Raw genomic sequence first — 15873 nt, forward strand, 5'->3', positions numbered from 1 at the left:
GTACTGTTAAACACGCAATGAGTACAGCGTTTTGATTATATTTTATTTACCCCTCGTAGTGTAATGGATAACACTTAAGATTCCGGTTCTTACAATAGAGGTTCGATTCCTCTCGAGGGGGCTACATATTAAAACACCCGAATGGTTTAATCAATCTCAAACCATTCGGGTGTTTTCTATGTGTTATATAAATCATGATTAAATACTGTATGAAACTATTATAAATCGATTTTTTCTCCGCTTCTGATTTTATCTGCTAATTCATTTAATTTGCGTAATCGATGGTTAACACCAGATTTAGAAATGGCTCCTGTCGATAACATTTCACCTAATTCTTTTAATGAAATCTCTTGATGCTCAACACGTAGCTTAGCTATTTCACGTAAACGGTCTGGTAAATTATCTAATCCAATCTCTTTGTCGATAAGCCGAATGCTTTCAACTTGCTTCATTGCAGCACTTACAGTCTTATTTAAATTCGCCGTTTCACAATTTACCAAACGATTTACTGAATTTCTCATGTCGCGCACGATTCGTACATCTTCAAATTTTAATAAAGCCTGGTAACCACCAATTAGACTTAAGAAATCCGATATTTTTTCTGCTTCCTTCAGATAAGCAATACTTCCCTTTTTACGTTCTAAATGTTTCGCATTTAGCTCATAGTGGTTCATTAATTTTACTAAGCCTTCTGAATGATCTTCATACTGTGAAAATATTTCTAAATGGTATGAAGAGGTCTCGGGATTATTTACCGATCCCCCCGCTAAGAATGCGCCGCGTAAATAACTACGTCTCATTTCATCATCTTGAATAATTTCTTTATCAATATCATAGGTAAAGATCCCATTTTTCAATATTCCAAGAGCATCTAATATTTCTTTTGCTTGCACTTTTGTCCGACAAATATATATATTATTTTTCTTTAATTTCATCTTTTTACGTACTAAGATTTCTACCTCAACATCAAACACACGTTTAATTAATGAATAAATACGACGTGCTGTTGCTGCATTTTCAGTTTGCACATTAATAACGAATTGCTGATTAGAAAGACTAAGCGCACCGTTCATTCGAATCAATGCACTAAGTTCTGCTTTCGCATTTAAATCGTCAACTTCAATTCGTGTTAATTCATTTTTCATTTCAGAAGCAAAACTCATGTTACCTTCACCTTTCTAATCGCGTCATTGTCAACTAATAACAGTCTAATCGTTAGATTTTGATTGATGCCGTGTTGGTTTAAACGGTATTGTACTTGTTAAATCTAGTGCTATATCATATATTAATTTGGCTAACACTTCGTTGTTGTGCCTTACCCGATAATCTTTAGACACTTCGATTAAGTTGGAAGCTGTAATTACCTTTAATCCTTTAGCTGTTAACATGTCATAATGGGCTGCTACAGGTTCAGCATTCTGTTTCTTATAATGTGCTAGCACTGCTTCATCATATAATTGCGTGTTACATATCACATATTTGATAAAATCTTTACCTGCATGCTTATGTATCGCATTAATATGGTCTAACACATCATAACCATTGGTTTCACCTGGTTGCGTCATTACATTTGCTACATATAACTTTGGTGCGTCGGTATCAAATAGTGCTTTCTGGATGCCGTTGACACATAAATTTGATATGACGCTTGTATAGAGTGAACCTGGTCCTAGAACGATTAAATCGGCCTCTTTTATGGCTTGTACTGCTTCATCCATTGGTTTTACATCGCTTGGCTCTAAATAGACCCGTTCAATTTGTTTATTGCGTTTTGGTATGCTGGACTCACCAGAAACAATTTCTCCATCTTTAAAAACGGCATTTAATTTAACGCTCGTATTAGTTGATGGGATAACTTTACCTTTGATGTTTAATATTTTACTCAGTTCTTTTACTGCGTGACCAAAATCATTTTCTATATTTGTCAGTGCTGCCAATAATAAATTGCCTAACGAATGGCCGCCAATTTGATTAGCTTCAAAGCGATATTGAAATAAATCTTGTATGATAGGTTCAGCGTCACTTAATGCTGCGATGACATTGCGAATATCTCCTGGTGCCGGAATATCCATTTCATTACGTATTACGCCTGTACTACCACCATCATCTGCCACCGTCACAATTGCAGTAATATCTATTGGATAGTTTCTAAGTCCTCTTGCTAATACGGATAGTCCTGTGCCACCACCGATAAGCACAATTTTTAGCTTTTTCATTTATTCACGCCACTTTCAATATGCGCATCTCTATGATGAACATATACATTATAGTCAAAAATTTCATCGAGCTTTTCTCCGATGCGTCGCGCAAGTGCTACAGAACGATGTTGACCGCCTGTACACCCGATTGCAATCACTAATTGAGATTTACCCTCTTTTTTATAACCTGGAATCATAAATTTTAATAAATCCATTAGTTTATCAAAGAAAATTTCAGTTTCTTTCCATTTCATAACATAATTATATACAGGTTCATCTTCACCAGTCATCGGTCTTAAGTCTTCAACATAGTACGGATTTGGCAAAAAACGTACATCAAATACTAAGTCGGCGTCTTTTTGAATGCCATGTTTAAATCCAAAGCTAGTAACATTGATACTAAATGATTTAAATGTTTCATCTTTAAAATACTTATTAACACGTGTTCTTAATTCTTTCGGTTTCATCGTTGTTGTGTCTACTATATAATTAGCAATTGTGCGTATTCTTGAAAGCAGTTGGCGTTCTTCTTCAATCGCATCAATTAACGATACTTCTCCTTTTACATTCAACGGATGGGCACGTCTTGATTCTTTATAGCGTGAAATAAGCTTTTCTGTACTCGCTTCTAAAAACATAACATCAACAATAACGTCATTGCGACTTTTTATGTTATCAATTTCTTGTACGAGTGAGGTGAATAGTTCTTTCCCACGTAAATCAATAGCTATGGCTACTTTATGCAATGAAGGGTTGCCTTGTTCCATAAGCTCTACAAATTTTGGCAATAATATTGGCGGCAAATTGTCCACACAAAAAAAGCCAATATCCTCCAAGCTTTGAATAACGAGTGATTTACCGGCCCCAGATAGACCAGTTACAACGAGTAATTCACTTTTACTTATTTCCCTTTCTGATTGAGTCATATCAGAATCACCACCATAACTTTTTATTCCAACTTATTTTTATATGCTTTAATCATAACGTATAGCTTAAACAAATGTAAGTATGTAAATAAAAGCCAGTACCATTTTAATCTAAATAGTACTGGCTTTATATCATACTGTGCACATGCTTAAATTTAAGCTTCTTTGTCTTTCAATTCTTCAATATAATCAATGGCACTTTGTGCGGCGATACTACCATCACCTGTTGCCGTAACAATTTGGCGTAAACCTTTATCGCGCACATCTCCAGCAGCATAGATGCCAGGAACCGCTGTACTCATGTCGTCCTTAGTTACAATATAGCCAGTTTCATTAGTAATACCTAAATCAAGGAATGGTGCAGTTAATGGTTTCATACCTATATAGATAAACACACCATCTGCATCTAATGTTTGTTCTGAACCATCTTTAGTTGATACGAGTGTCACTGAACCAACTTTTCCATCTTTATCGTTAATTGATTTCAACGTGTGACTCCAAATAAAGTTGACTTTATCATTTTTAAATGCACGATCTTGCAAGATTTTTTGTGCACGCAGTTCGTCTCGTCGATGTACAATCGTTACTTTGTCTGCAAATTTCGTTAAGAAGGTTCCTTCCTCAACTGCTGAATCACCGCCGCCAATAACAAATAGATTTTTATTTTTAAAGAAGGCACCATCACATACAGCACAATAACTTACTCCACGGCCACCTAATTCTTGTTCACCAGGCACGCCTATTTTTTTATATTCTGCACCTGTAGCAATAATAACTGCACGTGCTGTCACTTCTTTATTACCAAGATGAATGACTTTATAGTCACCTTGATCTTCAATAGATTTAATATCCCCGTATTGATATTCAGCACCGAATTTCTTTGCATGTTCAAACATTTTAGTAGAAAGATCTGGGCCTGTAATCATTTCAAAGCCTGGAAAGTTTTCAACTTCTTCTGTATTTGCCATTTGGCCACCTGGCATACCACGTTCAATCATAACTGTACTTAAGTTCGCACGTGATGCATAAACCGCTGCTGTCATACCGGCTGGTCCAGCTCCGATAATAGCAACGTCATAATTTACTTCAGTCATTTTATATGCCTCCTCGTTTATCTTTACCATGCGCATTATAAACCATAATCATTACCGATAAAATTTATATGCTCAACAAGTATTTTACTGCTGAATCTAACTTATATTTTGTGACACCTAGCCAATCAAAGATTTCTCGTTTTGTCATTTTTAATGCTGTGTGGCGATAATAGAGATATACATGTGCAGCTAAATAGCGTTCCATTTCATTATAATCCACTTTACTTGCAATAAGTGCTTCTGCGGTATCAATCCAACTAATAGACAGTTCCATATCTTGTTGCAGTTGTTTATTTTTATATAATTCAACTAAGCCACGATGGATAAAATCTAATTTTGTTAGTTTCAGTCCTTGTATCAGATACGTTAAATATAATTTTTCATAATCTGTCATTTCTTCTAAAATGGCCCATATTTCTTCTGTCATAAATATTTCTTTACCATTTAATTGATTAAGTAAAAAGATACCGTATAGTCTATAATGATTATTATCATGAAGTAATAATGGCAGTACTTTCTGATTAAATTTTTCTTTACTATCCTCAAGCGTCCATGGAGGTGGACCGACTTCGTTTTTTGCCAAATGCTGGAGCTTTTTCCACATGGCTTCACTTTCGATTTCATTTCCTAGGTAATAATGGTTAAAGCTTAAAGCATTGTACATTTGAGGTGAGGGAAATTTACTTTTACGATAAAGTGGTAGTAATAACTTTTGAGACGCTTCATATTGCTTTAAATAACTAAGAATGATACCAAGTTTAAATCTCTCGTCATCGTTCATTGGTCTAATCTTTTTCATTACTTTCATATATTTATTAAACTTTTCTTTATTATTAGTAATATATAGCACCAATGTATAATGACATAATGCGTATACGTCAGAGGAATCTTCTTTTAACAAACGCTCACATATTCTTTTCGCTTGCTGATATTCTCGTAAATAGATGTGACATAGTACAAGAGAATTTTGAACAATGTGTTGTTTGCGCAGTGGGTGTTCTAAATGAGAAATATAATTTTTAGCATCTTCAAAGCGTTGTTGTGTCAGTAAATATTGAAATACGTATTGGAATGAAACTAGCATTACTTCCGTGTAAAATTTTTCTTCATCATCGTATTCTACCTGATGTACATCTTCAAAGATAGCTCTTATATCCATGTCCTTAGACATAGCAGCACTAGACATGGCAAAAATAAACCACTTATAATGATCTTTCAATTTGAAATAAACATTGCTAATATTGTTAAATGCCGAGCGAACATGTTCATTTTTAGCAACTAAATCAAAATTAATCGCAATTGCTTCTTTGTATCGTCCCAACTCTTTTAATGCAGTTGTATAATTGGTAATAACTTCAATATTATCTGACTCATGTTCCATTACTCGACTGTAATATTCAGCTGCCTGTTCCCAATCTTCATTTTCAAATTTTTCCTCTGCCATTTTAAGATAAAAATGATTATTAAATTTCACATGTATGACATTATCATCTTGTTGATTCACTGTTGGTCACCTCACTTCCTATGTATTTGAATTGGATTACCGCAAGCAAAACAACCATCTGGAATATCTTTCGATACAATTGAACCCGCAGCAATAATCGCATGCTTACCAATATATACGCCTGGTAAAATCGTCACATTGGCACCTACCATCGTATGGTCTCCTATTATCACTTGACCTTGTCGATATTCATCAACAAGAATTTCATGAGTTAATATTGTAGTATTATACCCAATCACACAGTTATCACCAATGCTTATAAGTTCTGGATAAAATAAATCTGGTGTTACTTTATAAGCAATTGCAGTAGCTTGACCGATAGACATATTTAAAAAGCGTCGATAGACATATCGCTTCAATAGCATGCTAGGAATAAAACGACAAAATTCTATAATAACGGTTTGCTTCAACACTTTTGGAAAACGAATAAAACGATACATATGCCATAATGGATTAATGCCTGTACTACTACGTTTTTGTAATCGTCTCATCGCTTAACCTTCGCCGTCTGACATGGCCAGGTAAGTGGACCTGCATCTTTATAAACTGGCGCTTTATATTTTAAACGTCGGTAGACAATAAAAGTTAAACCGACGAGTATCAAAATGATTGAAACAAGTTGTGCCACACGAATATGACTTGTCAACATTAAGCTATCGGTACGTAGGCCTTCAACAAAAAAGCGACCAATAGAATACCAAATTAAGTAACTAAAGAATGTTTCTCCAATTCGTAAATGCTTACGCAATGTTAAGAGTATGACGAAACCAGCAACATCCCAAATGGATTCATATAAAAATGTCGGATGATAATATGTACCTTCGATGTACATGTTATTGATAATAAACTCTGGAAGATGTAGTTGTTCTAAAAATGCACGTGATACAGGACCACCATGCGCTTCATGATTCATAAAGTTACCCCAACGACCAATACCTTGCGCTAAGATAATACTTGGCGCAACAATATCACCAATTTGAAATGGATGGAGGTTTCTTAGCTTACATATAATTATTCCAGTGATAAACCCACCGAGTAACCCACCGTGTATCGCTATACCACCGTGCCAAATTTTAGGTATCTCAGCTGGATTCTGTGCATAATACGGCCATTGAAAAATAACGAAATAAATTCGTGCTGCTAAAAAGCCAAATAATGCACAGTAAAAAATAATATCTACAAGTGTGTCTTTATGTAATCCTACATTGATTAAACTCTTTTGGGCGACAAAATAGCCCAGCAAAATGCCACAAGCAATAATAATCCCATACCATTTTATCGATAAAGGGCCTAATTCAATTGCTACTGGATTTATATAACTTACCATTAAATTCATACGTTAGTGCTCCTCATGATTATGTCCATTTTTTCTAATTTCTGCGTTCAAACGTTCGTTAAATTCCTCGGCAGTATTAATACCCATGATATTTAAGCGATAATTCATGGCTGCAACTTCAATAATAACTGCCACGTTTCGTCCTGGTCGAACTGGAATTGTTTTCTTTGTGATTTCAGTATCTAGTATGCGTAATTTTTCTTCATGTAAGCCTACTCTATCGTAGAGTTTTTCTTTATTCCAATTTTCTAAATTAATATTTAGTCGGATTTGCTTTTCTGTCAAAATGGAACCTGCACCAAATAGAGTCATCACATTGATAACACCTAATCCACGAATCTCAAGTAAATGTTCGATAAGTTTTGGCGGTTTACCGATAAGTTCGTCTTTAGATATTTCTCTTATTTCAACGTTATCATCGGCTACTAAACGGTGTCCACGTTTGACTAATTCAAGTGCTGTTTCACTTTTCCCAATACCTGAATCTCCGGTGATCAATACACCTACGCCATAAACATCTACTAAAACGCCATGCAACGATGTAGAACGCGCAAGTTGATGTTCTAAAAAAGTTGTAAGTCTACTCATTAAACTTGTAGTCGCATCGCTAGAGACAATTAATGGTGTATTCATTTCAGTGGCAGCTTCAATCAATTCTTTAGGCGGCTCTAAACCTCTTGTCACTATAATAGCAGGCGTATCAGGTCGACATAATTTTCGCATACGACCTTGTCTTTCGTCATCTGGAAGTAAATTATAAAATGATAATTCTGTCGTACCTAATAACTGAATTCGGTCTGATGCATAGTGCGAAAAATAACCTGCCATCTCAAGCCCAGGTCGTGAAATATCCGTATTCTTAATTTGTTTATTTAGTCCTTTTTCCCCAACAAGCAATTCTAACTTTAATAGCTCAACTAACTTTTTTGTTGTAAGCATGGGTTCACCTCAAAACGTAACTTGAAATTGTTCACTTCTTATCATATCAAAAATATCACACCAAGTTATATAAAAGTTCATTCAAAATGGAAGATTTATAATAAGATACCGTAATATCATATTATTGTCGTTACACTGATATATTTCACAGCAACAAAAATAAATAACATCAATCAAAGTCACACTTAACTAAAGCTTTTAATCGGATATAATACATGGCTGAAGATGATTGTTAGAAAAATAACCAGTAAATGAATTCATGAGAAAACTCATTTACTGGCTTCTATACAATACGTTGTACTATTGACGTCTTTCTTAAGCCTACCTTCAGCCTTATAGTCAAAAATACATATCAAACTAGTTCGATTGTTATTCTGCTTTATCACGTGCTAAGACATTTTTCAAATATTGTCCTGTATAGGATGCATCAACATTTGAAATTTCCTCTGGTGTTCCTGTGGCAACAATTGTACCGCCACCATCGCCACCTTCAGGACCTAAATCAATAATATGGTCTGCTGTCTTGATTACATCTAAATTGTGTTCAATGATGACTACCGTATCACCGTTTTCTACTAATCGATTCAAAACTTTAAGCAAACGTCGAATATCATCAACATGCAATCCTGTTGTTGGTTCATCTAATATATAAATCGAACGTCCCGTTGATCGTTTATGCAGTTCTGAAGCAAGTTTAACACGCTGTGCTTCACCACCAGATAACGTTGTAGCTTGTTGTCCAAGTGTAATATAACCTAAACCTACATCAACCAGTGTCTGCAATTTCCGATGAATTTTAGGTATATTTTCAAAGAAATGTGTCGCTTCTTCAACAGTCATGTCTAATACTTGCGCAATATTCTTCCCTTTATACGTCACTTCGAGCGTTTCTCGATTGTAGCGTTGTCCATCACAGACTTCACAAGGTACGTATACATCCGGTAAGAAATGCATTTCAATTTTGATAATGCCGTCACCTTTACATGCTTCGCAACGACCGCCTTTAACGTTAAAGCTAAAGCGTCCTTTTTGATAACCTCTTATTTTAGCTTCATTCGTTTGTGCAAAGACATTGCGTATATCATCAAATACACCCGTATAAGTCGCAGGATTTGATCGTGGTGTACGACCAATTGGCGATTGATCAATATCGATAATTTTATCTAACTGTTCCATACCGGTAATCTTGTCATAGTCACCTGGCTTAACTTTTGAATTGTTTATCGCTTGAGCTAACGCTTTGTATAATACTTCATTCACTAATGAACTTTTTCCGGAACCTGAAACACCAGTGACAACATTCATTACTGACAATGGAATGTCTACATCCACATTTTTCAAATTGTTGCTTCTAGCACCTTTAATACTTAATTTACGTTCAGTAATCGCTCTTCGATGTTCAGGTACGTCAATGCGTTTTTGACCACTTAAGTATTGACCAGTAAGCGATTTCTTATCTTTCATAACCTTGTCTGGGGTACCACTCGAAACAATTTCTCCGCCATGATTTCCTGCACCAGGACCAACATCAACAAGATAATCCGCAGCGCGCATCGTGTCGTCATCATGTTCGACAACAATAAGTGTATTGCCAAGGTCTCTCATTTCTTTCAATGTATGAATTAAACGATCATTGTCGCGCTGATGTAAACCAATAGATGGTTCATCAAGAACATACAATACACCTGTTAATCGTGAACCTATTTGCGTTGCTAAACGAATACGCTGTGCTTCTCCACCTGACAGAGAACCTGATGCTCGATTTAATGTTAAATATTCTAGACCAACATTATTTAAAAATGATAATCGTGCAATAATTTCTTTTAAAATTTGATTAGCAATTGCTCTATCTTGTTCAGACAGCACTAAATTCTTAAAGTAATCTAAAGCTTTACCAATCGAATATTCGACAACTTCACCGATATTGTATTGACCCACATAAACAGATAGCGCTTCTTGACTTAGTCGTTTACCATGGCATGTTTCACATGGCAATTCAGTCATATATTTACTCATCATTTCACGTGTATATTCAGAAGGTGATTCATGAAAACGTCGACTAATATTAGGTAAGACACCCTCAAAAGTCATTTTTCTATGACGTGTACCACCATTTCTACTAGAAAAAGAAAACTCAATTTCTTTGTCTCCAGAACCATTTAATAAAATATTTTGCTGTCTATCCGTTAACTTTTTAAATGGTTTATCCATATTGATTTTGTATACCTCACATACTCGGGCAAGTAATGTTGGGTAAAAATCAGAACTCGTAGGTTCCCATGGTTCAATGGCTCCTTCATTTAACGTCTTATTCTTATCTGGAATAACTAAATCTAAGTCAACCGTCAACCTTTGACCTAGACCGTCACATGTAGGACAAGCACCAAATGGACTATTGAAACTAAACATTCTTGGTTCCAATTCACCGATTGAAAAGCCACAAATAGGACATGCATGATTCTCAGAAAATTTAAGATCTTCACCATCAATAACATTGACTGTAATGTTTCCTTCTGCTAATTCTAAACCCGTTTCAATTGAATCAGCTAATCGTGTTTCAATACCTGGCTTCACAACTAAACGATCAACAACCACTTCAAGCGTATGATTTTTATTCTTATCTAGTGGTGGGACTTCATTAACATCGACGATATCACCATCCACTCTTAAGCGTACATATCCTTTCTTACCAATGCTTTCTATTAACTTTTCATGGCTCCCTTTTCTATGAGAAATCACAGGTGCCAAAATTTGAATTTTAGTACGTTCTTCAAGTTCTAATATACGATCAACCATTTGCTGAACAGTTTGGGACTCAATCTCTATACCATGATTGGGACAATAGGCTTTACCTACCCTAGCATAGAGTAAACGAATATAATCATATATTTCCGTTACTGTAGCCACTGTGGAACGTGGATTTTTACTTGTCGTCTTTTGATCGATAGATATTGCAGGAGATAAACCTTCAATCGTATCAACATCAGGCTTATCCATCTGTCCTAAAAATTGCCGAGCATATGCACTTAATGACTCAACATAGCGACGTTGCCCTTCAGCATAAATGGTATCGAAGGCTAATGAAGATTTTCCAGATCCCGACAATCCAGTCATAACGATTAATTTATTTTTAGGCAGCTCAATATCGATATCCTTTAAATTATGCGCACGCGCCCCTTTAACTACTATACTTGGTCCTTTCATGTAACTGTCACCCTTCTGATTTTAGTTCAAATAACATATCTCTTAACTCTGTTGCTTTCTCGAAGTCCAATTCTTTTGCTGCTTTTTTCATTTCTTTTTCGATATTTTCAATTGTTTTTTGTCGTTCTTTTTTCGTCATTTTCTTAGGAACTGTAGTTTGCTCTTGTGCATTTGTTTCATCATTCTCAACAGTAGCACTGATAACATCGTGTATCCGTTTATGAATCGTTTGCGGTGTAATACCATATTTTTCATTGTGTGCGGTTTGTATTTCACGACGACGTTGAGTTTCGTCTATGGCGTACTTCATAGAATCGGTCATCTTATCTGCATACATGATGACTTCACCTCGATCATTACGCGCCGCACGTCCAATCGTTTGAATTAATGACCGATTTGAACGTAGGAAACCTTCTTTATCCGCATCTAAAATGACGACTAACGATACTTCTGGTATATCAATACCCTCTCGCAATAAGTTAATGCCAACAATGACATCATACGTACCCATACGTAAATCCCTAATGATTTCAATACGTTCTAATGTTTTAATTTCCGAATGAAGATAATTTACTTTAATTCCCGCTTCTTTCATGTACGTTGTTAGATCTTCACTCATTTTTTTCGTTAATGTTGTCACTAATACGCGTTCATTACGTTCAACACGTTCTTGTATTTCGCCTAATAAATCATCAATTTGATTTTCGGTTGGTCTGACGTCAATTTTAGGATCTAATAGGCCTGTAGGTCGAATAATTTGTTCTACCATTTCATCCGTATGTTCTAGTTCATAAGGTCCCGGTGTAGCTGATACATATACGAGCTGCTTTGTCTTATCCTCAAACTCTTCAAACATTAACGGTCGGTTATCTAGTGCACTCGGCAATCTAAATCCATGATCCACAAGCACTTGTTTACGTGCTCTATCACCGTTATACATGCCTCTTATTTGCGGTAAAGTTACGTGTGACTCATCTATCATAACTAGCCAATCATCACCAAAATAATCTAATAATGTATAAGGAGTTGATCCCAAAGGTCTTAATGTTAGGTGTACTGAATAGTTTTCAATCCCCGAACAAAAGCCCATTTCTCGCATCATTTCCAAATCGTAATTTGTGCGTTGCTCTAAACGTTGTGCTTCTAATAATTTATTTTCAGCTCGTAATTCCTTAAGTCGTTCTTCAAGTTCCTTTTCAATTCGTTGAATCGCTAATTGCATCTTCTCATCTCGAGTGACGAAGTGAGAGGCTGGGAAAATAGCGAAGTGTTCTCTTTCTCTCAACACTTCACCCGTTAAATAATTTACTTCTCTAATACGATCAATTTCATCGCCAAAAAATTCCACCCTGATGCACATTTCTTCTCTTGAAGCTGGGAAAATTTCTACGACATCGCCACGTACTCTAAAAGTTCCGCGTTGAAAATCTATATCATTTCTAGAATACTGAACATCGACTAATTTTCTTAAAAGTTCTGTCCGCTCCATTTCCATACCGACACGCACACTAACAACTAAATCCTTGTATTCTTCAGGATTACCTAAACCGTAAATGCAACTCACACTTGCGATAATAATAACATCATCGCGTTCAAATAAAGCACTTGTAGCTGAATGGCGTAACTGGTCGATTTCATCATTAATTGAAGCATCCTTTTCGATAAATGTATCTGTGGAAGGCACATAGGCTTCTGGTTGATAGTAATCATAATAACTAACAAAATATTCGACTCTATTTTCTGGGAAAAACTCTTTGAATTCACTATAGAGTTGACCTGCCAAGGTTTTGTTATGGGCGATAATCAAAGTAGGTTTGCCAACCTCTTTAATTACATTGCTCATTGTAAATGTCTTACCTGTACCAGTTGCTCCCAATAATGTTTGATGTCGCTTACCTTCATTAATGCCCTTAACAATCTTTTGAATTGCTTGAGGTTGGTCACCTTGTGGCTCAAATTCAGATTTTAGTTTAAATGGTACGTGCTCAACCATATTAAGATACGCCTCCTATCGTTTGTCTCATCATATACTTTGCTCGATTTATTTTCTATTCTAACAGATAATTCAACAAAAATACAAACGTTTGTTCGCTAAACATCCCGTTAAATCTTTTATTCTTTTAAACAAAAAACAAACACAGTGTTGCTACTATGTTTGTCCTTCTTCATGGTCAGTTTGAACTGCTAGCGTTTATCATATTTTTAATTTTAAACATCATATTCGACGTTCGTTAGTCATTATCATGTGATTGATGTAATTTAAGATTATCAATGATAACATAACCAGCTAATAATGAAACGACATCTAAAAATATGATCCATTCATTGTGAAAAAAACCTTTATATATGGACGTTGCAATTAAAATCAATGCGACCAGCGTTCCAATCCATTTATTTCTTGTTACAACACTAAACAAGACGACTAATAAACATGGAAATAACGCAGCACAGACATACCAAATCATGATGTTCACCCATTTCTTTGTTTTAAGATTGACATCGTTGTCTCGCGTAATTCTGTTCTAGGAATAAAGTTTTCGGTTAACATTTCTGGAATTACATTCTCAATAAAGTCTTGCACCGAAACTAAATGATCAAATTGAATTATTGTTTCTAGGCTATTTTCATATATTTCGAAAAATAAGGGTTCAGGATTACGTTTTTGAATTTCTCCAAACGTTTCATATAGTAAGTCTATTTTATCAGCTACTGCTAGTATTTGCCCTTCTAAAGAATCATCTTTTCCCTCTTGTAATCTCTGGCGATAAATATCTTGATAAGGTTCAGGAATCTCTTCATTGACAAATGTATTTACCATTTCTTCTTCTACTTGGGAAAATAACATTTTAAGTTCTCTACTTGCATACTTCACTGGCGTTTTTATATCACCAGTAAACACTTCAGCAAAATCATGATTAAGTGCCTTTTCATACAAACTTTTCCAATCAACTTCGTTACCATGATGTGCCTCAACGGTTGCTAAATATTGTGCTATTTTAGTGACTTTAAAAGAATGCGCAGCAACATTATGTTCAAAATATTTAAATTTACCAGGCAATCTTATTAACTTTTCTAAGTCTGATAATCTTTTAAAATACTGGTGAATTGCCATACTTGTCATCCTTTCTATTATTTTATCGCTGATGATACTTAGCTTTATTATACCAAGCAACTATGTTAAAGAAAGTAACTCTATCATAAAAAATAAATAAAGGTGAGACTTCCTCAATGCATTTGCATTCAAAGCCTCACCTTAATTAAGCTGTTGTTATTAATGAATATATTTATAACTGCTCACATTATAAATTGAACGATGTGTGACATTATTGAAATGTCCATTATAATTCATTTCAGATACATAAATAGAACCATTGCTGTTCACACGTTCAACTACGCCAACGTGTCCGTAATAGCCTGCACCTGTTTGGAAAATCGCACCTACTGCTGGAGTATTATTAACGGTAAATCCAGCTCTTTTTGCTGAATAAGCCCAGTTATTTGCATTGCCCCAAGTACTGCCAATTGAACGTCCTAATTCACTACGACGATTAAAGACATAGTATGTGCAGTTGCCATATGCATATAGGTTGCCTTGATTAGCTACAGATTTATATTTGTTAGGCGCTGGTGTTGAACCATAATGGTAGCGATGATGTGTTACTGCATTATGATGTGCTGGCGCTGATGTTTGTTGGCCGTTGTATGATGATGCTTGCGTATTATTATGATAGCTTTGAGATCCTGCAGTGCCAGAAGTCACATGTGATTGTGAGCTTGTTGTTGCATTTGCATGTGTTAACTCATCAAAAGTTAAATCATGTTGTTTATCATATGATGTTGTCGATGTAACTAAATGCGCAATATCTTGTGGTTGATTTGACGAAGATACTTCGGTATAAGTTGCACCATTAATATTAGTACCAAGTAATGCAGCACCTTTGCTAGAAACTGCGATTAAGTCCCCCGGATGAATTAATTCAGTAACTCCTGGGTTAAAGTTATAAATATCTGTCACTGTAATATGATGAGCAGAAGCAATTGAATTTAATGAATCGCCTGATTTCACTACCACGATATCATTTTCAGAATAATTATTTGCTGTTACAGCTTCTGTATGTAATGTATCTAAAGTATTAATCGTTGTTTGCGCTTTAACTGGTTTAGCCGGAGAAGCATCCGCAATACCATTTACAGCTAAAAATGCGGCTACTGATGAAACTGTTGCTGTTATTGTTTTCTTCATGATGTCATTCCTTTTCATTTGTAGTCTGATTTAATCTTAGACTAGCATAAAGTCGTTGCGAATTGGCTATTGTTATCACTATGTAACATAAAGTTTATATTTTCCCTATATTTTGATGCATTTACTAGGGTTAAGTAATATAAATAACTGCATTTTACATCCATTTTGTTTAGTAATACGTAAACAAACAATCAAATCTTAGAGTTTTAGCAATTCTAAAAGCAATAAATTTTTTACAATAAGTTCCAACCTTACTATTTCTATACAAGGTGTCTAATAAAAAGCATTACGCTATCTTAATATAATGTTGCGTTACCTATATTTAAAACGAGAGCGGGACAGAATTCATAATGAATTCTGTCCCGCTCTGGCAAGGTTGACTAGGATTGAAATAAACTTGGTATCAGCGTATTTTCAATCCAGTCAACT

The 15873-nt window shown here is 35.2% G+C and carries 13 protein-coding genes; all 13 read right to left on the reverse strand.

Going from position 1 to position 15873, the window contains the following annotated elements; translation table 11 throughout:
- Positions 1-218 precede the first annotated feature (218 nt).
- The 13 genes from whiA to HMPREF2864_RS06240 all read right to left on the reverse strand — a co-directional run bounded on the left by whiA (position 219) and on the right by HMPREF2864_RS06240 (position 15444).
- A complete protein-coding gene (gene whiA / locus HMPREF2864_RS06180; protein WP_002459700.1) occupies positions 219-1163 on the reverse strand; it encodes a DNA-binding protein WhiA in 945 nt (314 codons plus the stop codon).
- A gap of 45 nt (positions 1164-1208) precedes the next feature.
- Positions 1209-2216 carry a gluconeogenesis factor YvcK family protein gene (gene yvcK, locus HMPREF2864_RS06185; RefSeq protein WP_002459701.1) on the reverse strand — a complete coding sequence of 336 codons (1008 nt, stop codon included), beginning with the start codon at positions 2214-2216 and terminating at the stop codon, positions 1209-1211.
- Positions 2213-3124 carry an RNase adapter RapZ gene (rapZ, locus tag HMPREF2864_RS06190; RefSeq protein ID WP_002459702.1) on the reverse strand — a complete coding sequence of 304 codons (912 nt, stop codon included), beginning with the start codon at positions 3122-3124 and terminating at the stop codon, positions 2213-2215. Before rapZ ends, yvcK begins: the two co-directional genes overlap by 4 nt.
- 155 nt (positions 3125-3279) lie before the next feature.
- On the reverse strand, positions 3280-4218 hold the full coding sequence (trxB, locus tag HMPREF2864_RS06195; RefSeq protein ID WP_002479331.1) for a thioredoxin-disulfide reductase: 939 nt from the start codon (positions 4216-4218) through the stop codon (positions 3280-3282).
- Between the two features lie 64 nt (positions 4219-4282).
- The gene (locus tag HMPREF2864_RS06200; protein ID WP_070544956.1) at positions 4283-5722 is read right to left on the reverse strand and encodes a tetratricopeptide repeat protein; all 1440 of its coding nucleotides are present in this window, start codon (positions 5720-5722) and stop codon (positions 4283-4285) included.
- Between the two features lie 11 nt (positions 5723-5733).
- Entirely contained in the window at positions 5734-6213 is a 480-nt protein-coding gene (locus HMPREF2864_RS06205) for an acyltransferase (RefSeq protein WP_070544957.1), read from the reverse strand.
- Positions 6210-7058, reverse strand: coding sequence for a prolipoprotein diacylglyceryl transferase (lgt, locus tag HMPREF2864_RS06210; protein WP_070544958.1), 849 nt, complete (start codon positions 7056-7058; stop codon positions 6210-6212). Before lgt ends, HMPREF2864_RS06205 begins: the two co-directional genes overlap by 4 nt.
- 3 nt (positions 7059-7061) lie before the next feature.
- Positions 7062-7997, reverse strand: coding sequence for an HPr(Ser) kinase/phosphatase (gene hprK / locus HMPREF2864_RS06215; RefSeq protein WP_002459707.1), 936 nt, complete (start codon positions 7995-7997; stop codon positions 7062-7064).
- Positions 7998-8366: 369 nt separating this feature from the next.
- Positions 8367-11201 carry an excinuclease ABC subunit UvrA gene (uvrA, locus tag HMPREF2864_RS06220; protein ID WP_070544959.1) on the reverse strand — a complete coding sequence of 945 codons (2835 nt, stop codon included), beginning with the start codon at positions 11199-11201 and terminating at the stop codon, positions 8367-8369.
- 7 nt (positions 11202-11208) lie between these two features.
- Positions 11209-13194, reverse strand: a complete 1986-nt coding sequence (gene uvrB, locus HMPREF2864_RS06225) for an excinuclease ABC subunit UvrB (RefSeq protein WP_002459709.1) — start codon at positions 13192-13194, stop codon at positions 11209-11211.
- A gap of 238 nt (positions 13195-13432) precedes the next feature.
- Entirely contained in the window at positions 13433-13666 is a 234-nt protein-coding gene (locus HMPREF2864_RS06230) for a CsbA family protein (protein WP_002459710.1), read from the reverse strand.
- A gap of 5 nt (positions 13667-13671) precedes the next feature.
- Positions 13672-14313: a YfbR-like 5'-deoxynucleotidase gene (locus tag HMPREF2864_RS06235; protein ID WP_002479337.1), complete on the reverse strand. Its 642-nt coding sequence runs from the start codon at positions 14311-14313 to the stop codon at positions 13672-13674.
- A gap of 159 nt (positions 14314-14472) precedes the next feature.
- On the reverse strand, positions 14473-15444 hold the full coding sequence (locus tag HMPREF2864_RS06240; protein WP_070544960.1) for a COG3942 and LysM peptidoglycan-binding domain-containing protein: 972 nt from the start codon (positions 15442-15444) through the stop codon (positions 14473-14475).
- Positions 15445-15873 lie beyond the last annotated feature (429 nt).

This window comes from Staphylococcus sp. HMSC059F04, assembly GCF_001812565.1.
GTDB classification, from domain to species: domain Bacteria; phylum Bacillota; class Bacilli; order Staphylococcales; family Staphylococcaceae; genus Staphylococcus; species Staphylococcus lugdunensis.